The 23,927-nt window shown below is 46.2% G+C and carries 17 protein-coding genes; 6 read left to right on the top strand and 11 right to left on the bottom strand.

The features are described 5' to 3' along the window. Positions 1-43: 43 nt before the first annotated feature. The 9 genes from GO493_RS17575 to GO493_RS17535 form a co-directional block, all read right to left on the bottom strand. A complete protein-coding gene (locus GO493_RS17575) occupies positions 44-1,291 on the bottom strand; it encodes a sulfate adenylyltransferase subunit 1 (RefSeq protein ID WP_157307526.1) in 1,248 nt (415 codons plus the stop codon). A gap of 24 nt (positions 1,292-1,315) precedes the next feature. Further along, positions 1,316-2,224 (bottom strand): sulfate adenylyltransferase subunit CysD, encoded by a 909-nt coding sequence (cysD, locus tag GO493_RS17570; protein ID WP_157307525.1) that lies wholly within the window; start codon positions 2,222-2,224, stop codon positions 1,316-1,318. 96 nt (positions 2,225-2,320) lie between these two features. Beyond that, positions 2,321-3,004, bottom strand: coding sequence for a phosphoadenylyl-sulfate reductase (locus tag GO493_RS17565; RefSeq protein ID WP_157307524.1), 684 nt, complete (start codon positions 3,002-3,004; stop codon positions 2,321-2,323). Positions 3,005-3,349: 345 nt separating this feature from the next. Beyond that, positions 3,350-3,775 carry an RrF2 family transcriptional regulator gene (locus GO493_RS17560; RefSeq protein WP_157307523.1) on the bottom strand — a complete coding sequence of 142 codons (426 nt, stop codon included), beginning with the start codon at positions 3,773-3,775 and terminating at the stop codon, positions 3,350-3,352. 111 nt (positions 3,776-3,886) lie between these two features. Further along, complete coding sequence (gene dapB / locus GO493_RS17555; RefSeq protein WP_157307522.1) at positions 3,887-4,603, bottom strand: 4-hydroxy-tetrahydrodipicolinate reductase; 717 nt, start codon at positions 4,601-4,603, stop codon at positions 3,887-3,889. A 37-nt stretch (positions 4,604-4,640) separates the two neighbouring features. Beyond that, positions 4,641-5,351: a DUF5683 domain-containing protein gene (locus GO493_RS17550; protein WP_157307521.1), complete on the bottom strand. Its 711-nt coding sequence runs from the start codon at positions 5,349-5,351 to the stop codon at positions 4,641-4,643. Then, on the bottom strand, positions 5,344-6,276 hold the full coding sequence (locus GO493_RS17545; protein ID WP_157307520.1) for a ParB/RepB/Spo0J family partition protein: 933 nt from the start codon (positions 6,274-6,276) through the stop codon (positions 5,344-5,346). The genes GO493_RS17550 and GO493_RS17545 overlap by 8 nt, the downstream gene beginning before the upstream one ends. Continuing rightward, positions 6,260-7,081, bottom strand: coding sequence for a ParA family protein (locus tag GO493_RS17540; RefSeq protein WP_157307519.1), 822 nt, complete (start codon positions 7,079-7,081; stop codon positions 6,260-6,262). The genes GO493_RS17545 and GO493_RS17540 overlap by 17 nt, the downstream gene beginning before the upstream one ends. A gap of 97 nt (positions 7,082-7,178) precedes the next feature. Further along, positions 7,179-7,859 carry a metal-dependent hydrolase gene (locus tag GO493_RS17535; RefSeq protein ID WP_157307518.1) on the bottom strand — a complete coding sequence of 227 codons (681 nt, stop codon included), beginning with the start codon at positions 7,857-7,859 and terminating at the stop codon, positions 7,179-7,181. 294 nt (positions 7,860-8,153) lie between these two features. On the opposite strand from GO493_RS17535, the gene GO493_RS17530 reads away from it, so the two are divergent. The 5 genes from GO493_RS17530 to porQ all read left to right on the top strand — a co-directional run bounded on the left by GO493_RS17530 (position 8,154) and on the right by porQ (position 15,129). Continuing rightward, the gene (locus GO493_RS17530; RefSeq protein WP_157307517.1) at positions 8,154-9,413 is read left to right on the top strand and encodes a metallophosphoesterase; all 1,260 of its coding nucleotides are present in this window, start codon (positions 8,154-8,156) and stop codon (positions 9,411-9,413) included. 262 nt (positions 9,414-9,675) lie between these two features. Beyond that, positions 9,676-10,563 carry a hypothetical protein gene (locus GO493_RS17525; RefSeq protein WP_157307516.1) on the top strand — a complete coding sequence of 296 codons (888 nt, stop codon included), beginning with the start codon at positions 9,676-9,678 and terminating at the stop codon, positions 10,561-10,563. Positions 10,564-10,754: 191 nt separating this feature from the next. Beyond that, complete coding sequence (locus GO493_RS17520) at positions 10,755-11,372, top strand: porin family protein (protein WP_157307515.1); 618 nt, start codon at positions 10,755-10,757, stop codon at positions 11,370-11,372. 180 nt (positions 11,373-11,552) lie between these two features. Beyond that, complete coding sequence (lon, locus tag GO493_RS17515) at positions 11,553-13,955, top strand: endopeptidase La (RefSeq protein ID WP_157307514.1); 2,403 nt, start codon at positions 11,553-11,555, stop codon at positions 13,953-13,955. 133 nt (positions 13,956-14,088) lie between these two features. Beyond that, positions 14,089-15,129, top strand: coding sequence for a type IX secretion system protein PorQ (porQ, locus tag GO493_RS17510; protein WP_157307513.1), 1,041 nt, complete (start codon positions 14,089-14,091; stop codon positions 15,127-15,129). A 33-nt stretch (positions 15,130-15,162) separates the two neighbouring features. Here porQ and GO493_RS17505 read toward each other — a convergent pair whose 3' ends face one another. Both GO493_RS17505 and ahcY read right to left on the bottom strand, forming a co-directional pair. Then, positions 15,163-15,897 (bottom strand): pyridoxine 5'-phosphate synthase, encoded by a 735-nt coding sequence (locus GO493_RS17505; protein WP_157307512.1) that lies wholly within the window; start codon positions 15,895-15,897, stop codon positions 15,163-15,165. A gap of 202 nt (positions 15,898-16,099) precedes the next feature. Continuing rightward, entirely contained in the window at positions 16,100-17,428 is a 1,329-nt protein-coding gene (ahcY, locus tag GO493_RS17500; protein ID WP_157307511.1) for an adenosylhomocysteinase, read from the bottom strand. A 489-nt stretch (positions 17,429-17,917) separates the two neighbouring features. Here ahcY and GO493_RS17495 point away from each other — a divergent pair, with 489 nt between their 5' ends. Beyond that, the gene (locus GO493_RS17495; RefSeq protein WP_198315748.1) at positions 17,918-23,926 is read left to right on the top strand and encodes a gliding motility-associated C-terminal domain-containing protein; all 6,009 of its coding nucleotides are present in this window, start codon (positions 17,918-17,920) and stop codon (positions 23,924-23,926) included. The last annotated feature ends 1 nt before the right edge of the window (position 23,927 follow it).

Below are 23,927 nucleotides of genomic sequence, written 5' to 3'. Positions count from 1 at the left end.
CGCTTTCACTTTTGGTGAAAGCGTTTTTTTATATATCATAACTCTATTCCACAAAACCCACTGCCACGGTAGCATTGCTGAATTCATCCACCAGGATGAATGCACCATTGGCAGGATTTGCAGCATAAGGATCAGCGAAGATGGGCTGTGCCATTTTCAGCGTGATCTTACCTATATCGTTCAGTCCTAGTTCTTTTTTGTCTTCCAGGACCTTGTTGGACGTTACATCTATCACATGCTGTATGAGCTGTACTTTTGCTTTCACACGGTTAATACCATGCTGCAGCAGGTAAGTCTTGCCCGGCACCAGTTTCTGCTGGTCCATCCAGCATACCTGCGCAGATATTTCTTTCAGCAGGGCAGGAGGGTTTTCAGCTTTTGAAAGCATGCTGCCACGGCTGGTATCTATTTCATCTTCCAGGGTGATCACAACGCTTTCACGTGCTGCTGCAGTACTGAGCTGGGTATCGAATTTCTCTATAGTTTTGATCCTGCTTTTCTGTTGGGAAGGCAGGGAAATGATCTCGTCTCCCACGTTGAAATGACCACTGGCCACTTTACCTGCAAAACCACGGAAGTCATGGAATGCTTCAGTACGCGGACGGATCACTGACTGCACCGGGAAACGGGCTGGATGCTCGTTATCTGCATGGTCGAAAGTGATCTGTTCCAGGTATTCCAGCAGGGAATCTCCCTGGTACCAGGCAATTTTGGAAGAACGTGCTGCCACGTTTTCCCCATAAAGAGAGGAGATAGGAATGAATTTGATAGAAGGTGCCTTATAGCCGGCGCTGGTAAGCAACAGCTGGAAGTCTTCTACTATCTGGTTAAAGCGGGCCTCGCTGTATTCCACCAGGTCCATTTTGTTTACGCATATCACCAGGTGAGGAATGCGCAGCAGGCTGGCTATAAAGAAGTGACGGTAAGTCTGTTCTACGATACCTTTACGCGCATCTATCAGTATCAGAGATACCTGGGCGGTAGAAGCACCGGTCACCATGTTACGGGTATATTCAATATGCCCGGGGGTATCTGCAATGATATATTTGCGGGTAGGGGTAGAGAAATAGATATGTGCTACATCTATGGTAATGCCCTGCTCACGCTCAGCCACCAGGCCGTCTGTCAGCAGGGACAGGTCTGTAAAATCAAGTCCCTTACGTTTGCTGGCGGCGTGCAGCGCTTCCATTTTATCCTGGGGAATAGAATGGGTATCATACAGCAATCTGCCTATGAGCGTACTTTTTCCATCATCTACACTGCCGGAAGTGGTTATACGTAAAACCTCCATGTTATGTTTTTTGAGTAAAATAAATTAGAAATAACCTGCCTGTTTTCTTTTTTCCATTGCTGCTTCTGAGCGTTTATCATCAATACGGGCGCCTCTTTCAGATATCTTGGCCTCCAATATTTCAGAGATAATGTCTTCCAGCTTGTCAGCTTCTGAAATAACAGCAGCAGTACAGGTCATATCACCTACGGTGCGAAAGCGTACTTTCTGGCGGAAAGGCGTTTCATCTTCCGTGGTGTTCAGGAAAGGAGAGGCAGGCCAGTACATGCCATCCCTTTCAATGATCTCCCTTTCATGTGAAAAATAGATGGAAGGTATTTCCAGTTTTTCGCGACGTATATAGTTCCATACGTCCAGTTCTGTCCAGTTGGAGATAGGGAATACCCTTACATTCTCTCCAAGATGGATCTTACCGTTCAGCATGTCGAACATTTCAGGACGTTGCATTTTGGCGTTCCACTGACCAAACTCATCTCTCACAGAGAAAACCCTTTCTTTAGCACGGGCTTTTTCTTCATCACGGCGGGCGCCGCCTATGCAGGCATCAAATTTCAGTTCTTCGATAGCATCCAGGAGGGTAACAGTTTGCAGGGCATTTCTGCTGGCGTATTTACCAGTTTCTTCCTGAACTTTGCCCTGGTTGATGCTGTCCTGTACGTACCTTACTCTCAGGTCCAGACCAAGTGATTCTACCAGCCAGTCGCGGAACTGTATTGTTTCCGGGAAGTTATGGCCTGTATCAACATGCAGCAGGGGGAAGGGTACCTTTGCAGGGTAAAATGCCTTCTGTGCCAGGCGTACGATGGTGATAGAGTCTTTTCCTCCTGAAAACAGGATAGCCGGCCGCTCAAACTGAGCCGCGGTTTCACGTAAAATATAGATGGCCTCGTCTTCCAGTGCCTGCGGAAACTCCCACTGTATTTTATTGGTCATATATCTTGATTTATTGAAGTAGCCATTTCACTGTAGGCCACGCTAAAAATAATATTCCAGGTTGGTATTGTTTAGACTGCCGGAGCATTGTTTTGTTTACCCGTGCAGACCACATTCTTTTTTAGACAGCTCCCACCACCAGCGGCCGGCGCGGGGATGTTCTCCCGGTTCTACCGCTCTGGTACAGGGGGCGCATCCTATGCTGATAAAGCCCTGGTCGTGCAGTTTGTTATAAGGCACCCGTTGCTCTTTCAGATAACTGATCATCTGTTCATATGTCCAGTTGATCAGTGGATTGTATTTATAGAGCTGCCTGCTCTCATCCCATTCAAGGGCATGGAGCGACTGCCTGTTTTCAGATTGTTCTGCCCGCAGCCCGGTTATCCAGACCTTTACGCCCTGCAGGGCACGGTTCAAAGGCACCACTTTGCGTACATGACAACATTCCTTACGATTCTCTACAGAATCGTAGAAGCTGTTAGGCCCTTTTTCATACAGCAGTTTTTCTACTGCCGATGTTTCAGGGAAATAAACTTCAAAAGGTTTTTTGTACCGGGCCCGGGTGAGGTCCATTAAATCGTATGTTTCCTGGAACAGTCTGCCCGTATCCAGGGTAAATACTCTTATCGGTAAGCTGGCCCGCCAGATCATATCGGCTATTACCTGATCTTCCTGCCCGAAGGAAGTGGAGAAGGCCACGGCTCCGGGAAACTGTTCAGCAAGATATTGCATTGCAGCAGTTGCGTCGAGCCCTTCCAGTGCTGTACTTAACTTGTCCATGTAATGATTGTCGCTAGGCGATACTACAGGTCTGCAGGTTCGCAAACCATAGTGAACGCAATACTTCCTTTAATTTAAAACAGACAGCTTCTGCTGTATTTAAACAAAATTACATAAACTCTATAAAAAAGATAGACTTTTTTTAAGGGGAATGTATAGAATTGATTTTATATATGTAAATTAGTACTTTCTCAGGGAAATTTACAATTACATTTGGGGTTTATTAAAAGCAAAAATCGCTTCCGCCGCAGGTGAAAGCGATTTTGCAAACAGTCTTCTTGAAATTGTGAATGAATATGAAAGCAAATCACAATCCTGCGCCGTGGCGCTCAAAGAAACAAATACTTATATAGCAACATTCTTGGTCAGAATGTCCTTTAATGTCTTGTTTTCCAGTAATTTAAGTGTAGCGTCCCGGACCTTGCTCATTACGTCATGCAGTCCGCATACAGCCTCATCACGGCAATTATCACATTTTTCGTAATAGTTCAGGCTTACGCAGGGCAATAACGCAATAGCACCGTCCAACAGGCGGATGATCCGTGCCAGGGGTATTTCCTTTGGCGTTTTTAGCAGGTAATAGCCGCCGCCTTTTCCTTTTTTACTACCCAGAATGCCGGCATTTTTCAGTTCCAGCAGGATATTTTCCAGGAATTTGATAGAAATGTTCTTTTCCTGGGCAATCTCTGAGATCAGTACAGGGCCTTTGTCTGCATTTTCTGCAAGGTGTATGAGCGCGTGAAAAGCGTATTGAGTTTTTTTAGACAACATATTGAATGGTTTGCATCCCTCCCAGATGTTCAATAAAAACGGTGAAGATTATACAAATATAACGGCTTTTTGCGTCATACCCTATATCCTCATCGGCTCGTTATACCATCGTTACAGGCTCAGTACATCTTTCATGCTGAAAACGCCTTGTTTCCCTTTTATCCATTCAGCCGCAATGACAGCGCCGGAGGCAAACCCTTCACGGCTGTGTGCGGTATGGGTGATGGAAATATCGTCGATAGCTGAAGTATACGTGATAGTATGTGTGCCCGGAGCCGGATCTATACGCCTGGATATGATAGACAGCTGTTCTTCCGGAGCATCGCCTGTATTTACCCAGTCTTTTTTACGCTGTACCTTTTCCAGCACCTGTTCTGCCAGGGTGATAGCAGTACCGCTGGGAGCGTCTTTTTTCTGTGTATGATGGATCTCCTCCATCCACACATCATATTGTGGCTGGTTGCCCATCAGTTCTGCCAGGCGTTTGTTCACTTCAAAGAAGATATTCACGCCTACGCTGAAGTTACTGGCATAGAGGAAGGCCTGTTTTTTCTCCTGGCAGAGGGCCTGTACATCAGATAGTTTCTCCAGCCAGCCAGTGCTGCCGCAAACTACGGGCACATTGGCTTCAAAGCACTTGAGTATGTTATTATAGGCGGTTTCGGGTCCGGTAAATTCTATAGCTACATCTGCCTGTTGCAGGTGTTCTTTTTCCAGCAGGTGCTGGCTGCTGATGTCAACACGGTGAATGATCTCATGCCCTTTGGCAGTAGCGATCGCTTCTATGGCTTTACCCATTTTCCCGTAACCGATAAGCGCTATTTTCATAAATAATATATTGAGATACTGAAATCAGAGGAGAACCTTACCATTTATTGTTGCCTGTCATAGCCACTGGTGCAAAACCGGACTTTTTCTTCCCGCCCAGGTTTACACGGATGCTGAGGCCCAGTGCCCTGTTATCTATGACTGTGGGAACTATTTTCATGCTGAGATCGTCAGACATGTCAAAGTTCTTGAGGTGGGCAAATACGGTAGCGTCTATTATATTGAGGCCGTAGGCCAGTACAAAGACCAGGACGGAGTAATCCACATATTCACGGTATGCGTCCCTCAGTACTTTAAGGGAGTTGTCACTGTAAAGCCCTACATAGTCGTCTACAGTATCCGCGTTACCATCCATACGTATGCGGTAAGCATTCCGGAAAGTACGGTAGTTATCCATATTGATAATGAAAGTACCTGTGGTGATGCCCAGGGCGGCATATACCAGGGGTATCTTCCAGTATTCGCGGTTATAGGCCTGACCCAGACCGGGTAGTACGGCAGAATAGAAGGCAGCCTTTCTGGGGCTGTGTATGGGTTTAACAATAAGGGGTTGTGTAGAATCCTTTTTAATGAAAAGTTGTGCGCTGTCTTTCCGGTTATCCGGTTGTTGCCTGCGTAATGCTTTTGTCTGTGCGCTATCCGTACCTTCCTGTGCATACAGGACAGCAGGAAGCAGGCATAATGCCGGCATCACCAGGAAACAAATGCGCAATAAGAGAGAAAGTATATTCCCGGACTTTTTAGCCACCGTATAAGTCTATTTTTTCCAGTATGCTATCCAGTTCTTCATCAGAATAGAACTCGATTGTAACGCTACCTTTTCCGTTTTTGTTTCTGTCCAGTTTTACTTTGGTAGAAAAGTGGCTGGCCAGGTTGTCTTCTATTTTCTGGTATGCGGGCGGCAGATTGCTCTTCACCGGCTTTTTAACATTCCCCTTTTCAATATGTGTGGTCTTGCGTACCAGCTCTTCCGTTTGTCTTACAGAGAGGCCGTTCTGCATGATCTCATTAAAGATAAAGAGTTGCTTCTCCACATTTTCAACAGCAATCAGTGCCCTGGCATGCCCCATGCTTATTTGTCCGTTCCTTACGGCTACCTGGATATCAGGAGGCAGTTTGAGGAGGCGGATATAGTTGGTAACGGTGCTTCTTTCTTTGCCCATGCGGTCTGCTACCTGTTCCTGGGTCAGTACGCACTCATCCATGAGGCGTTTGTAGCTGAGACCTATTTCTATTGCATTCAGATTTTCGCGCTGCAGGTTTTCCAGCAGTGCCAGTTCCAGCAGTTCCTGGTCGTTTGCCTGGCGGATATACGCTGGTATATCTTTCAGACCGGCCATCCGGCTGGCGCGTAAACGCCTTTCACCGGCTATCAGCTGGTACTTTTTGGGACCCACCTTCGACACCGTAATAGGTTGTATTACGTCGTGCAGGGAGATGGACATACTCAATTCCTGTAAAGCTTTCTCATCAAAGTCCCTTCGCGGCTGCTTCGGATTCACTTCTATCTGGTCAAGCGGAATACGCTCAATACCAGTAGCCTGTGCTACCACCTGTTCTCCAAGAGCACTGGTAGTCTGTTTCAGGTCAGTATCAATATTTTGCAGCAGCGAGCGGATACCTTTACCCAGCGCCTCTTTCTTGTTAGGATTGCCCTTACTCTGATTGCTCATTGTCAATTGCTAGTATTTTATCTTCCAGGTTAATACGTGTAAAATTGTTTTTCTGCAGTATTTCTTTGGCCAGGTTCAGGTAGTTAATGGCGCCGGTGCTGGCAGCATCGTACATGATAACTGATTTACCGAAGCTGGGGGCTTCGCCCAGTTTGGTATTACGGTGAATGATGGTATTGAACACGCTTTCTTCAAAGTGTTGTTTCACCTCGTCCACTACCTGGTTACTGAGGCGCAGACGGCCATCGTACATTGTCATGAGAATACCCTCAATGGCCAGGTTGGTGTTCAGCCGGCTCTGTACGATCTTTATGGTATTCAACAGTTTACCCAAACCTTCCAGCGCAAAGAACTCACACTGCACAGGGATGATCACTGAATCTGACGCCACAAGGGCATTTACGGTGATCAGGCCCAGGGAAGGAGAGCAATCTACTATTACGAAATCATAATCATCTTTAACGGCATCTATTACCTGCTTCATTACCTGTTCCCTGTTAGGATGGTTAATGAGCTCCAGTTCTGCACCTACCAGATCAATATGGGAAGGCAGTACTTTCAGGTTAGGGGTGTCCGACTCCAGGATCACGTCCCTGGCCTGGCCATCATTGACCATACAGTCGTACAAGCTCTGCTGTATATTACGCAGATCAAAACCCAAACCGGTGGTACTGTTGGCCTGCGGGTCCGCATCAACCAGCAACGTTTTATACTCCAGGACAGCCAGGCTGCTTGCCAGGTTAATAGCACTGGTAGTTTTTCCTACCCCACCTTTCTGATTAGCGATTGCAATTACTCTTGCCATTTTTGATTAGGTATTTCTTAGGTTTTACTATAGGATAATAAATCGGCCATGGAAAAAGAACGGATTTCCGTTCCACCATATTGTAATAAACACTTTACTATAGATCTACACTGCTTCCTATTGCCGGCAGCAATAATTCCAGACCTGCGTCCGCAAATTGCTGTTTTGTTTTCTCCTTATCAATCTTGATATACCCAAAGGTATCATAGTGAACACCTACAATTTTACGGCATGCAATGAATTCTGCTGCAACGATCGCATCGTCCGCTCCCATTGTGAAATTATCCCCAATAGGCAAAATTGCAAAATCCAGTTTTGCCCAGCGGGGTATCAGCTGCATATCCAGTGTCAGGGCAGTGTCTCCGGCAAAGTAAAAATTGCCTTCCTCTGTCGTGAACAGGAAACCCATAGGGTTGCCGCCGTAAGAACCGTCGGAAAAACCACTGGAATGATGTGCGGTAACACATTTAACCGTACCGAAATCAAACTGCCACTTTCCTCCTGTATTCATGGGATGGACCTTTTCAAGCCCCTGCCTCCCCGCCCAGGCCGTTACCTCAAATGCCCCCACAATGGTAGCATTGGTTCTCCGCGCCAGGGTCACCAGGTCTGCCACATGATCATCGTGCCCATGGGAAACGAATATATAATCAGCCTCTATCTTATTGATATCTATCGCCTTAGCCAGCTCGTTGTGTGTAATGAAAGGGTCAAAAACAATCTTCCTTCCCCTGATCTCCACTGCAAAGCTTGAATGTCCGTAATAGGTAAGTTTCATAATGCCTGATGCCTTTATAAAATAATCTATACTGATCCAAGTGTACAAAAGTACAACGATTAGGGAATAATAAACGGGGCCTATATATTTATTTATTCACAACAGCTGAATAATTCAATTGTTAATTTATTCATTATTAAATACTTAATAAAATTTGTTAAAGTAAATGAAAAATCTCGCTGTCCTTACAATATATACCCCTGCTAATCGTCATAACATAATGCTACCTCCGGTCCTAAAAAAACGGGGGCTCTGGAAAGGGTAGGTTATTTTTGCAACGGATAAACATAAAAGATGCGCTCTGGATTTAATACGATTATTCTGTTAGTAGTTTTGGTTTTACTGGACGTCTATGTCTTCATGGCCGTTAAAGCAATAGTAGGAGGCTCTTCCACCAGGCTGCGCAGTATAATATACGGGGTGTACTGGGGTATGTCTGCCCTGGTATTGCTCTCCATTACCCTTCTTCCTTTTACCAACTGGGATTTCCTGCCTCCCGTCGTAAAACCCTACCTGCGGGCTATGCTTATCGGCATCGTCGTAGCCAAGCTGCTGGTAGCTGTCTTCCTGCTACTGGACGATCTCCGGCGGGCAATACAATGGATCATCCTGAAGTTTTCCAAAGGCTCTGCTGCCACCCTGCCGGCAGAAGGCATTTCCCGCTCCCGCTTTCTTTCCCAGCTAGGGCTTATTGCGGGTGGCGGCCTGTTTGCCACACTGGTATACGGCTTTTCCAACAAGTATAACTACCGGATCCATAAACTGAAACTGGCATTTAAAAACCTGCCCCCGGCCTTTAAAGGATTACGTATTGTACAGATCTCCGATGTACATTCCGGCAGCTTCAATAACAAAGAGGCTGTACAGAAAGGCATTGAGATGATAAAAGCCCAGAAACCGGATGTTATCTTCTTTACGGGCGACCTGGTAAATAACCTGTCTGCCGAAATGGACGGGTATATGGAGGTCTTTAACAAAGTACAGGCCCCCATGGGAGTTTATTCCACCCTGGGTAACCATGATTACGGAGATTATGTGGAATGGGAAGACAGGGATATACACGGATACAGCAAAAAAAGGAACGATAACCTGGACAGGCTGAAACAGATCCATGGAGAACTGGGTTGGCGCCTGCTTATGAATGAACATGTGACCCTGGAAAGGGAAGGACAGCAGATAGGGATCCTGGGCATTGAGAACTGGAGCGCCATGAGCCGCTTCCCTAAATACGGCGATATGAAAAAAGCCTATGCCGGCGCTGCACACCTGCCCTTTAAGATCTTACTCTCTCACGATCCCACCCATTGGGACGCCCAGGTAAGACCGGAATACCCGGATATTGACCTCACCCTGGCCGGCCATACTCACGGCATGCAGTTTGGCGTGGAAATACCCGGATTCAGGTGGAGCCCCGCCCGCTTTGTATATAAAGAATGGGCCGGGTTGTACAAAGAAGGAGATCAACGCCTGTATGTGAACCGCGGCTTCGGCTTTTTAGGTTACCCTGGAAGGGTAGGGATACTGCCGGAGATCACCGTAATAGATCTGGTATAACATTATTTCCCTTCAACTCCACCTTTCAAGCATGTTTAAAGCATGTTTAAAGCACCTCTTAAGCACCTTTCAAGCATGTTTGAAGCATGTTTAAAGCATGTTTAATGTATGTATTGCGGTAGCTATTCTGCCCCTATACACTACCAGGAACCAGGTTATTATTAAACATGAACTATTTAACCTATCTTGCGGCTTGTTAAATGCTTCGCGCATGCGCCGCTGCTTATCTCTTATTTTATTTCTGTTTTGTAGTCAGGCTGTTATGAGCCAGTCCCTTGCCGACCTGGAGAAACAACTGGACTCACTGCTCAGGAAACAGGAAAAAAGTGAATTTGTTATAGGCCTCGGATATGGTAACAATCCAGCCTATGGCGATAAAAAAGTGAACTATGAAGTGCCGGTTGTGATGAAAACCTTCATCGCTCCGACAGTCTCCTATTACCATAAAACCGGCCTTTTTGCCAACGTCAGCGGATATTATCTTTTTGGTGCCAATGGTACCCCCTGGTTTGAATGGGACCTTACCGCCGGTTATGACTATTCCAGGAATAAGAAATTCCTCACAGGCATCTCCTATACAAAATACATCTTTGCCGATTCTGCAGACGTTCCGGTAACACCCATCAATAACGAGCTGTTTGCCTACTTCTACTACCGCGACTGGTGGTTACAGCCCGGCATCAGCCTTGACCTGGGCTGGGGCAGTGCAGAGGAAAGAGATGGCCCCGGACCACTCACACGCACTATTCATGGTACCGATTTCAACGTGGTAGCCGCTGTTCGCCATCCTTTTATTTTCATGGATGTACTGAAAGCAGATGATGCTGTCCTGCTTACACCGTCCTTCGGACTTACCATGGGAACCGCCAACTACTACAGCAACCTGAAAGCCTTTCAGTATGCTTCCCGCTCACCTATGATCAAATCATTTCACGATAACTTCAGCAATATAGAAGACCTGGTCCTGCCACCCAGTAATCAGACCAAAACCGGTTTTGAATTCCGTGCGCTGGATTTCACTCTCAGCCTATCCTATGTTTTCGGCAAGATCACCTTATCTCCCTCCTATACCGTTTTCAAGCCTTTCCAGGGAGAAGATAAAAGCCTGGTAGGATATTTTACCGCACGTATAGGCGTTACCTTAAAATAATTTCCTTTCCTGACACGTTAATAAATTTTCTCTTCTGTTACATGCACTTAATCATGTATTATTGATTTTTAGCATAGAATTTGTTAAAATGGGGGATAGGGGATATATGACCGGAAACCGTCAGTATATAAGACCTGACCGAAAAACCTTTAAATCAAACATTACTTAATCCTTTGACAAAACACAGCAACATGAAAAAACTGTTTCTTGCAATTGCAGTATGCTGCATCACTGCATCTACAACTGTTAATGCCCAAAGCAATTTCCTGAGATTTGGTATTAAAGGAGGTGCAAACCTCGGTAAACTGGATGGTAAAGGCTATAAAGACGGTTTTAACCTGGGCTATCACCTGGGTGGCTTTGCACAGGTAAACCTCACCAAAGGCTTCGGCGTACAGGGTGAGCTGATCTTCTCTTCAAGCACCGTAAAAACTACCAGCGATTTCAGCGATGTATACGATCCTGAAAATCTGAATGATCCTTCTAATGACAACAAGAAAGTAAAACTGAATTACCTGAGCATCCCGCTGCTGGCAAACATTTCTTTAGGCAGCCCACGCGTGAAACTGCAGGTAGGTCCTCAGTTCAGTGCACTGGTAAGCAACAAGAACGTTTTCAAAGGTGCTGACGATGCTTTCCACGGCGGCGATGTATCCGGTGTGGCCGGCCTATGGCTGCAGCTGCCTATCATCAATATCAGCGCCCGTTATATCATCGGCTTTACCGACGTGAAGAACGTGAGTGATGTGACCGATAAAGGCAACTGGAAAAACCAGAGCATCCAGCTGGGTGTTGGTGTTACCCTGTAAGACAGATACATAATCAAACAATATTAAAAAGTCGCCTCGTTAAATAACAAGGCGACTTTTTTAATTTAGCTTTACCCTTTCATGTGGCACTAAACTTGACAATATACCGTGCATATATAATTATATGGAAAGCAGTCCGCTGGCCTGACAATTTGGCGCTTTCCTGAACAAACAACGCAGATGAATAGATTCTATTTAACAAATTCGGAAGAAGAAATGGAGTTCATGCCTATTATCCCCCTGAATGAGGACGGAGAAGGGCAGGAAGAAGATAAAATACCTGATGAACTGGCCTTGTTACCACTTAGAAATACTGTACTCTTTCCTGGTGTGGTATTACCTATTACTGTTGGCAGGGATAAATCCATAAAAGCTGTAAACGATGCCTATAAAGGAGATAAGCTGATAGGTGTGGTTGCACAGAAAGATAGCACAATAGAAGATCCGGAAGTACTGGATCTGGCCAGTGTTGGTACTGTGGCGCGTATTGTCAAGCTGATTAAAATGCCTGACGGAGGTACTACCATCATTATACAGGGACGTAAGAGATTCAGGATAGAGGAAATTGTGACTGAAGATCCCTATTTCAAAGCTAAGATAGAGATCATGCACGATGAAATAGTGACGGATGATCCTGAGTTTGACGCATATATCTCCTCCATTAAAGATCTGGCTGGCCAGATCATCCAGCTATCACCCAACCTGCCCTCAGAAGCAAGCATCATCCTCAAAAATATTGAGAATGAATCTTTCCTGGTGCACTTCGTGTCTTCCAACCTGAACTGTGATCTGAAAGATAAACAGCAGCTGCTGGAAATCAATAACCTCCGTACCCGTGCAGAGCTCCTCCTGAAACTTCTGCAGGTAGAACTGCAGCTGGCAGAACTGAAGAACAAGATCACCAACAAAACCAAGGCAGACCTGGACAAACAGCAGCGGGAATACTTCCTGCAGCAACAGCTGAAGTCTATTAAAGAAGAACTGGGTGGCGATACGAACGACAGAGAAGTAAAAGAACTGCAACGCAAGGCAGAGAAGAAACAGTGGACAGAAGCAGCCGCAGAGCTGTTCCGCAAAGGAGTGGAAAAGCTGGAGCGTATGCACCCCAGCACACCGGATTATTCAGTGGTATATAACCACCTGGACCTTATGCTGGACCTGCCCTGGAAGGAATATACGGAAGACAGCTACGACCTGAAAAAGGCTAAAAAAATCCTGGATAATGACCATTACGGAATGGACAAGATCAAGGAAAGGATACTGGAATACCTGGCAGTACTGAAACTGAAAGGAGACATGAAGTCGCCTATACTCTGTTTTGTAGGCCCTCCGGGTATCGGTAAAACTTCCCTGGGCCGTTCCATCGCCAGTGCTATCGGACGTAAATACGTTCGCCTGAGCCTTGGCGGCCTGCATGACGAAAGCGAGATCCGCGGTCACCGTAAAACATATATCGGCGCTATGCCCGGCCGTATCCTGCAGTCCATCCGTAAGATAAAGACCTCTAACCCGGTAATGATCCTGGACGAGATAGACAAGCTGGGCAACGACCATCGCGGAGACCCTAGTTCAGCTATGCTGGAAGTACTCGACCCTGAACAGAACGGCACTTTCTATGACAACTACCTGGAGCTGGAGTATGACCTGAGCAAGGTATTATTCATAGCTACGGCCAATAATATCAATGCTATTCCCCCTGCTCTGAAAGACCGCCTGGAGATCATCGACCTCAGCGGATATTCAATAGAAGAGAAAGTAGAAATAGCCAAACGTCACCTGGTCCCCAAACAGAAAGACGCACACGGCCTGAAATCGCTCAAAATGCGTATCAGCAACAGTGTACTGGACAGGATCATACAGGATTATACCCGTGAAAGCGGGGTACGTGAGCTGGACAGACAGCTGGCATCCATTATGCGCTCCATTGCCAAAGATGTGGCGCTGGAAGAAGAAGTACCGGATACGCTGACGGAAGAGCATGTGGAAGAAATACTGGGTAAACCGCGTTACTCCAACGAGATCTATAAAGTGGGCAATCCTGCCGGCGTAGCCGTGGGACTGGCCTGGACATATGTAGGAGGAGACATCCTCTTTATAGAAAGCAGCCTGAGTGAAGGTAAAGGAGAACTGAAGCTGACGGGCAACCTGGGCAATGTCATGAAAGAATCTGCCAGTACGGCACTGAGCTATATCCAGGCCAATGCAAAAGACCTGAAAATAGATCCTAAGTTATTGTCACACCGGAACATCCATATCCACGTACCGGAAGGTGCAGTGCCTAAAGATGGCCCAAGTGCCGGTATCACCATGCTTACAGCCCTGACCTCAGCATTTACAGGCAGGAAAGTAAGATCTTACCTGGCTATGACGGGCGAGATCACCCTGCGCGGACAGGTACTGCCCGTAGGAGGGATCAAGGAAAAAATACTGGCTGCCAAAAGGGCGGGTATCAAAGAAATTATCCTCTGCTGGCAGAATGAAAAAGATATCAAAGAGATCAACCCTGACTATATTAAAGGATTAAAGTTCCATTTTGTAAAAGAAATGAACCAAGTGATCGATATAGCGTTATTAAAGAAGTAACATTCCCATGCCGGTTCTGACAGTTGTGTCCGGCTGTGGATATTAATGTTGATTGTTTTAAGGGTTCAATAAAGCCATTCTGCTGATCACGGAATGGCTTTATTGTTTATTATTAGTTAGTTTTATGCTTCCTATGAGGAAGAATTGTATACTATTCCTATGCCTCTGTATATCTGTACAGACAACCGTAGCCCAGGTCCTGGGCGGCAAAAATGTCTTTTCTTTCCTTGATCTGCCCGTTTCCCCGCAAATTTCAGCCCTCGGAGGAGTGAATGTCAGCTCACAACAGCATGATATTGCCCTCTCTGCACTGAATCCTGCACTATTAAGGGAAACAATGCACCAGCATCTGCAGGTCAATTATACCGGTTACTTCTCTGATGTGAAATATGCCCATTGCCTGTTCGGGTATCATCTTGATAGATTGAATACCACCCTGGCCGGCAGTGTGCAGTATATAGACTATGGCAGCGTTACCCAAACAGATGCTGCAGGTAATATCCAGGGTACTTTTCGTCCCCGGGACATGGCCTGGCAACTGACGGCTTCCCGCCGCTACCTGGAAAGATGGCATTATGGTATCAGCCTGCAGTTTATACAATCTGCCTACCAGCAATATAAAGCCAACGGGCTGGCCGTACATTTCGGGTTAACCTACCAGGATACGTCCCGGCACTGGCAGGCAGGACTGGTAGCGCGTAATATGGGTGCCCAGTTCAGAACATATACCGCCGGTAACCAGGAGCCCCTGCCTTTTGATCTCCAGGTTGGCGTGTCTAAAAAACTCAATAAGATACCGCTGGAATTATCGGCCACCCTGCATCATATTTACCAGTTTGATATCCGTTATGCTGACCCCGATTTCCAGGAAGGCGGCATTATCACCGATGGAGATACGCTTGCTATCGGCAATACGACTGATAAGATCTTCCGGCATTTTGTGCTGGCTGCGCAGTGGGAAATAGGGAAATATGTACAGCTGACAGCTTCGTATAACCATCTGAGACGGCAGGAACTGGGCTTATCGCAACAAAAAGGATTAAGTGGTTTTTCCGGTGGAGTAGGGGTGATTACCCGTAAGTTGCAGATCAGGTACGCGCGTTCCTGGTATCAGCGCAGTGAGGCATTGAACCAGCTGGGATTGAATGTACCGTTGAAGGAATGGAGCTTTTAAAAGAAAGGAGGCTGAAAGCCCCCTTATAAATTATTATGCTTCTGTCAATTGTCTTTTATACAGCTGGATGGTATTTTCCAATCCGAAGTACAGTGCGTCGCATACCAGCGCATGCCCGATAGATACTTCTTTCAGCTGGGGAATATGCAGCTTGAAGAAACGGAGGTTATCCAGGTTCAGATCATGTCCGGCATTAATGTCCAGGCCAGCGGCGGTAGCTGCACGGGCAGTGTTCTTATAGTCGTTGAACAGCTGCAGGTTCTGCGGCTGCGTACGTGCCCTGGCATATTCTTCCGCATAAGGACCGGTATATAACTCAATACGGTCAGCACCAGCGGTTTTGGCGGCTTCTACCTTATCTGGTTCTGCATTCAGGAAAATAGATACGCGGATGCCGTTCGCTTTCAGGGTGCCTATCACTTCTTTCAGGAAAGACTGGTTTTGAACGGTATCCCATCCGGTATTGGAGGTAATAGCGCCGGGAGGGTCCGGTACCAGGGTACATTGGTGAGGTTTTACTGCCAGCACCAGGTCCATGAAATCTTTCGAGGGATAGCCTTCAATGTTAAATTCTGTCTTTACCAGCGGTTTGAGGTCTCTTACATCCTGGTAGCGGATATGACGCTCATCCGGTCTTGGATGTACGGTGATCCCGTCAGCGCCGAAACGTTCGCAATCTTCTGCTACTTTCAGTATATCCGGCAGGTTGCCGCCCCGCGCGTTGCGCAGTGTGGCAAACTTGTTAATGTTTACGCTTAGCTTGGTCATGCTGCAAAATTAAGGGAAAATTTTCCTTTGCTTTCAGTCAGTCGCAGGCCAAATCCCATCATTAAAAAAATTAGTCGCGCGCAGCGCAAAAAAAACGGATACACTATCAGGCCGCATAAAAAAAGCTTTCGCCCTTTTGAGACGAAAGCTTTTTAATGAGAGCGTTTTTAACCTGCAGCTAGTAACAGGTAAAACCACAATATTAGTACCTGTAGTAATCAGGTTTGTAAGGTCCTTCAGCAGGAATGTTCAGGTATTCAGACTGCGCTGGTGTCAGCACATCCAGCTCCACACCAATCTTCTTCAGGTGCAGGCGTGCTACTTTCTCATCCAGGTGTTTAGGCAGCACATATACCTTGTTCTCATAGTTACCTGCGTTAGTCCACAGTTCCAGCTGAGCCAGTGTCTGGTTGGTGAAAGAGTTGCTCATTACGAAAGATGGGTGGCCGGTAGCGCAACCCAGGTTCACCAGGCGGCCTTCAGCCAGCAGGATGATATCTTTACCGTCGATAGTGTATTTATCTACCTGAGGTTTGATCTCAACTTTCGTATTGCCGTAATTCTTATTCAGCCATGCAACGTCTATCTCAATATCAAAGTGGCCGATATTGGAAACGATACATTTATCTTTCATTAATTTGAAATGATCTCCGTTGATGATGTCACGGCAACCGGTAGTGGTTACAATGATATCAGCTTCCTTCACGGCATCAGTCATTTTCTTTACTTCATAGCCTTCCATTGCAGCCTGCAGGGCGCAGATAGGATCTATTTCAGTAACTATTACGCGGGCGCCTGCACCTCTCAGAGACTCGGCAGAACCTTTACCCACATCACCAAAACCGGCAACAACTGCAACTTTACCTGCAATCATCACGTCTGTAGCACGACGGATAGCATCTACACAGGACTCACGGCAACCGTATTTATTATCGAATTTGGATTTGGTAACAGAGTCATTGATGTTGATAGCAGGAATAGGCAAAGTACCTTTCTGCATACGCTCATACAGACGGTGTACACCGGTAGTGGTTTCTTCACTCAGGCCTTTCACATGCTGGATCAGCTCAGGATATTTATCAAATACCATGTTGGTCAGGTCACCACCATCATCCAGGATCATGTTCAGCGGACGGTCCTGGCTGCCAAAAAACAGGGTCTGCTCAATGCACCAGTCAAAATCTTTCTCATTCAGGCCTTTCCAGGCAAATACAGGAACACCTGCAGCAGCAACCGCAGCAGCAGCATGGTCCTGAGTAGAAAAGATATTGCAGGAGCTCCAGCGTACCTCAGCACCCAGGTGTACCAGGGTCTCGATCAATACAGCAGTCTGGATGGTCATATGTAAACAACCCGCTATACGGGCGCCCTGTAAAGGCTTGGTATTACCATATTCTTCCCTGAGGGACATCAATCCCGGCATTTCAGCTTCTGCGAGTTCAATTTCTTTACGTCCCCACTCGGCCAGAGACATATCCTTTACCTTGTAGGCAAGGTTAAAGTCAATGTTGGAATTAGCTATTGTAGACATTTTAACTTGTTTTGTGCAAATCTAGCTTTATTTTATGGGTTATAACTATACGTTTGTTCTTTTTTTCTTCCCGATAACAGAACATTTGTAATCCACCCTTTATCCACAAACTCCGCGTTGTAACATCTTCTTCATAAAAAAATAATGTTTTTCCCGTCAAAAATGTGGATAACTAAAACATTGATAAATACACATTAAACGCTGTTATCCACATAGAAACCCCTGACATATTAACAAATCATATAAAATATTTTGCATAAATATGGAAATATGAATATGTTTGTATTTCGTATATATATGTATTGTCCTTATTTTATTCAGGATAATACCGGGTGGTTCTAACTGCTGCTGTGAATTGTTTGATAAACGGAGAACCCCCAGGGTAAACCGGTGCCGTCATATAATCCCATAGCTCAACAGTGACCATAAACGTTTTTAGATGGATAATACAACGTTACACGCTTTACTATGTTCAAAATTCCCAATCCTATGACATGCCGCATTTCAGCATTGTTCGTCAGAAAGCAGTATGCCCTTTACGGGATTATGTTGTTGCTTCTGATATGTGGCAAGGTAAACGCGCAGACAGTTAAAGCTGTTATCAATCCCACCGGAGGAACCAGTGCTGCAACAGACCTGAAGATCGAGGTATTGAGCGATGGCGGTATCAAGGTGACAAGGAAAGGATTGCTTGAAAGCTATATAAGGACAGACAGCTCCCAGGGTATGAGGTCATATTTCGATTTCAGAAATACCGATTACCTGACAGGAGCCAGCCTGAAATCTCCTTCCGTATGTTACATTTCCCCTGTAGCCGGTTCAGGTACCACCGCAGATCCGTATACTGTACAGATAGTAGGTACCATCCTCGATAAATACAAGAACTATCCTACCGGGCAAACCGGTACCGTTACCACTATTATCAGTTATGTACAGGGCAATAACTACTTTTTCCTGGATTACATCCTGCATTTGCCCAGTACCAGCTATAAAACAAGCGCCCTGTTCTATTTGTCAGAACAGGCGGTAATGGGCATGATCCCCGGTGGCAACCCTGACGATGCCAGTACCTGCGCTTATGGTTTTGTAAACGCAGATTCTACCACCGTAGGTATATACAGGGATGCTTCCTGCTCATCTACCCCTGATGCACCACGCAGCCATGTGTACCGTACTGCTAAAAGACTCAGCTCCTTCGAGGTGTCCGTACCCGGTCACCGTTTCTATATTAATGATGACGGTAACTTCCCATACAATACTGTAGCTAACGGTATAGACGGCAATGCCCGCTCTATGGGTATTATGCGTCATATGGGAGGCATGTTTGAAGACCTGGTGGCGCCTGCTCCCTATAACTTCAAAACCTTCCGCGTATTGTCAGGTTACGGTACTTCCATGACCGAGTTTGACAACATTGCAGCTGTGAATGACTCTATTCCTGTTGCCGGTTTTGCACCTGTTACCGTTGCATTCAGCAGCGCTACCCTGTCAGGCAATGAAGGCAGCGCCGCCGATGGTGAAAAGCCTGCTTCAGGGCTGACTCTGAATGTATCCGGCGGTAAACTGAATGCGCCGGTATATGTCCTGCTGGAATATGATCCTACATATCCTTATTATTCTCACCCTGCAGTAGAAGGAACAGACTTCAAACTGCCACAGACGGCAGTACTGATCCCCGCGGGCGATTATTCCGGTAGCGGTAAGACCGTTGCCATTCCCAACCTGCATGTGATAGGGAACGATCAGTTACAATACAGCCGTTCCCTCAGACTGAAACTCATATCTACCTGTACATCCCTGATGAGTATTTCAGGTATCTCTGAATGTGATTATACCATTGTGGATGATGAAGCCCGCTCGCTTGTAATGGTTACAGACAGCGCTTCACTTTATGAGGGTAATTTCACAAAAGCCAGGATCAACCTGGCTTCCGGCATTACATGCCCTGAAGATATTGTGCTCACTTTTTCAAGACTGGCTACATCCACTGCAGGAGATACTGATTATATCGTACCTGCTACTGTGACCATCCCGGCCAATACCCTCACCACAGGCGATTTCATAGTAACTGCCAAAACAGATAAATGCCTGGAAAATACTGAGAAACTGACCCTGAAATTCCTGGGTACTATGTTAGGTATCCCCGTTACAGGACAGAAGGACATTAATATAATGGACAGCACCTACCTGAATCCCAATTATTCAAAGATTCTCGTAGACTGTGTCTCGCCTTCCAGCACACTACCCATCCCGGAGGGATATGGTGGTTATCTCAGCATGCATTTACCCCCGGGAGTAACTACCGAGGTGCCAATAGCCCTGACTCCGCAGGCAGACGATTCTACCGCATGGGTAGATCTTGATTATACGCTGGATACTTACAGTGGCATTAATTATAGCATTCCGGCTGGCAGCACTTCCTCTCTTATCCGTTTCAGCACAGCGGCAGACGCGCTGCTGGAAGGGCCTGTAGATGAAGGTATCAAACTGACTGTAATAGGTGTTGATAATGTAGGTGGCGGCCGTGTTTACCGTTTCTGGGGACCAGCACTGTCTATCAGGGATATGGATTACGACCCCAACATGAAAGTGGTGGTTACCGCAACTCCGAATCCTATCACTGAAGGAGACGCCGGTACTACTGTGAACGTAGCCCTGCCTAACGGTATCAAAACCAATTATGCGATATCAGTAGCCATTTCAAGAGGTCTTAGTTCCAAAGCAACAAGCGCAGATCTTGTAAGCGCATTGCCGGCATCAGTTAATATCGCTAAAAATGCTAAGTCTGTTAACTTCCCTTCTAAAGTACAGGCTAAATCAGACAATATCCTGGAAACAGACGAAAGTCTCTGGATAGTAGCTTCACCAACCGGTTTTGCGAAAGACTCCGGCCTGGTTACCATAAAAGATGCAACAGGCGATGTTGCCGGAAATAAAAATGTAAAAGTTGAACTGCTGACCACCACACTGAAAGAAGGTACCAGCAGCGCAATAAAGATCAGCCTTAACACCACAGGCGTTGTGGCTGAAGAGCCTATCAATATTACCCTGTCACGTGATGCTGCTTCAGTTGCCGCAGCTACAGATTATGCTGCCGGTCCAACTATCACATTACCTGCAGGTAACAATAGCTACACTATTAACAACGCTTTCACAGCGGTGACCGACAATATCCTGGAAGGGGATGAGGCCTTTACGCTCAACAGCTCCTCTACTACTATTACAGGTCTCAGCATTAACAGCATCAGCGGTGTGATCCAGGATGCTACAGGCGATAATGCGGCCAATAAACAGATAACAGTAGTACCAAGTCACACCCAGATGGATGAAGGCGGCACAGGTTACTCTTTCTCATTCAATCTGCCTGCCGGCATTACTACAGAAGTTCCTATAGTGATCACGCCTGATGTGATTGCAGGTTCTACTGCTTCTGCTGCAGATTTTACACTGGAAACATCTCCGCTCACCCTGAGCAGTGGTAACAGCGTATCATCTAACGTTACCATTACAGAAGATAATATTTTAGAAGGCGATGAGAACCTGATCCTGGGCGGCACAGCTACTTCAGCTGTCTTAACAGGACTGCAGGTAAATCCCGGCTCTGTGATCATAAAGGATAAAGTGGTAATACCTGAACTGGAAGTTACTACAGACCGTACAGATATCACAGAAGGAGGAACAGGCGCTTACATCACTATTAGCTTACCAGGTGGCATTGTGCCTTCTACCCCGGTAAATGTAACTCTCAGCAGGGGAAATAGTTCCCAGGCTACAGCAGGATTTTCCGGCCTTCCACAAACAGTATCCCTGAGCGGTAATTCAGTGACCATCCCGGTACCGGTATCTGCTTTAATCGATGGTATCCTGGATGATAATGAGACTTTGGTGATCGTTGCCCAGGCGCCAGGTTATACAGGAGATTCTCTTACACTGAATATGCTGGATGCAACCGGTAGCGATCCTGCCAACAGGAAGATCACTTTTACACCAGAACCGGCCAGCCAGGGTACACATGTAATGGAAGGTAATAACATTACCGTCCGCGCCAGCTTCCCTGCAGGTATCCGTCCATTCAGCACCGTAACGGTTTCTGCTTCTGCCAGTGTGCTTTCTCAGGCAACTACTGCAGATTATTCCGGTTTGCCGGCACTGGTAGCAATTAATCCTGCTACAGGATATGGAGATTTCACCATCAGCGCGCTGACAGACAATATTGTTGAAAGCAGTGAGCTGCTGAGAATAACAGGCACCAGCGACATGGCCTCCGCTACAGTAGATAGTCTTGATCTGTTTATTGACGATGCTACCACCGGCGGTTCCATACAGATGGTATACGATTCTTCTGCTGTTTATAAGACCCGCTTCAGAATGGTAACAATAGGGTTCAGCAATCCTTCACTGATCGCTGCTACACCTATCTCCCTCGATATTTCAGTAGATCCTTCTTCAACAGCAGACCTTACTAACTATAGTGGTATTCCTGCAACAGTAACAATACCAAAAGATAGTAACCACATTACTTTATGGCTGAAAATCGGTAACAACTACAAAATAGAAGGTCCTACAGTTTTACAGTTCAATGCCAGCGCAACAGGATATACAGTAGATGCCGTTGCACCGCTTACAGTGCTGGACCTTACCGGCGCAGCTGTAACTGTTGAAAGAGTGAAAGATGCTGCAGAACCATCCACCGATGGTGCATTTAAGATCAAACTGCCGGCAGTATCCACTTCAGATGTAGTGGTTACCTATAATACAATATACAGCAGCACCAACATACAGGCGCTGGCCAAAACAGCAGTGGTGCCTGCAGGTGCAACTGAGTTAACAGTGCCGGTACTGATCAAGGATGACCAGATACTCCAGGGTGACCTGCTGCTGTCTATCGTACTCAATAAAGCGGTAGCTATCAACGGAGGCTCCCCCATTAACCTGAACGTGAACGTTTCTTCTGCGATAATTAATATTGGTGATGATGAAAGTGCAACGACAGGACCTAAAGCAGAAGCACGTAAGATACTGATAGAAAAAACATCTGATGCTGCACAGCCTTCAACAGCAGGTGGCTTTAAAGTACGTTTCAATGACTCTACCCTGATCGCTACCAAAGATGTTACTGTAAGTTATGATGTGGCAGGTACTGCCATCCCGGGCACAGAATACACCGCATTATCTGGTACTGTAGTGATACCTGCCGGTAAGAGCAGTGCATTGATCGCTGTAACACCTGCCGGCCTGTTAACTGCCGGAGCAGACAAAACAGTCGAGCCTACCCTTACAGACGCTAACTCTATACTGGCAGTAGCTAAGTGGGAATTTGTTGATCTGGCTAAAACAGCCCAGGTCATCATCTACAATTCTAATATTGATACACCCACTGTTAACCTGTTTGCTGCAACCAGCTCTATCACTGAAGGTGACGAGATAGAGTTCGTTGTAAGAACAAGCAAAGCCATCTCCAAAGACCTGCCCGTTACAATAACTGTAACAAACGATATATACAGGACGCTGACACTGAGTGGTGGTACTGTATCCGGCAACCAGCTTGTGCTGACAATGCCTGCAGGCCTGAGAGAAAGGAGCTTCAAAGCCAGGGTAAATGATAACGATATCAGCGACGATGATGGCTGGATCCAGGCCTCTGTTATGCCGTATAATAATCTCAGCACCAATCCGCCATATATAGTAGGTATTGCGGCAGAACTGAAGAATACTGTGACAGACAATGATTCACTGAAACTGACCTATATAGCAAACCGTTATGCAGTACAGGTAGCGTTCGATACAATGGGAGTACCATTGCCATTCAAGCTGAGAATGAACAGGCCCAGCTCCCGCCTGGTAACTGTCTATTACGAATTCTATACACCTGCCGCCGGCGAACTGCCTAAAGGTACAATGGCAGCAGTAGGAGGGAAGGATTATGATAACACCATTACTCCGCTGCTGATCCTGCCAGGCCAGACAGATGCAGAGATACCGGTACTGGTGAATAGCGTTGAAACAGAAAGGATGTTTGGTATGAGGTTGCTGAGAGCTACTGTATCATCTAACCAGCATGTACCGGCAATCGATTCTATCATGACAGCGAATGGGGTAATTGAAATATGTATGGATTGTGATGTGGATGGTGATGGTGTACCTGATTATGTAGAGCGCTTTATTACTGATGGCAGATGGGAGAACAACAACAACGGCAGGGTGCGCGTGCATCCGGCATTGTCTCCGAATAACGACGGACTGGGTAATGAAGTAATGCAGATAGAGAACATCGATAAATATCCTCAGAACGAAGTGACTGTGTTTAACCGCTGGGGTGGAACAGTTTTCACTACCAAAGGATATAATAATGTGAGCAACAACTTCAATGGTAAGTCGAATGTTGGCGCCGGCAAAGGACAGGATGTGCCCGATGGTTCTTACTTCTTCATTATTCATACTACAGATCCATCTGGTAAAAAAGAACGTTCTACAGGGTTCATCGTAATAAAAAGATAGA

It is taken from the genome of Chitinophaga tropicalis (assembly GCF_009758205.1).
Taxonomy (GTDB): domain Bacteria; phylum Bacteroidota; class Bacteroidia; order Chitinophagales; family Chitinophagaceae; genus Chitinophaga; species Chitinophaga tropicalis.
The sequence above is the reverse complement of the archived record's forward strand: the minus strand, read 5'-3'. Positions and strand labels throughout refer to the sequence as shown.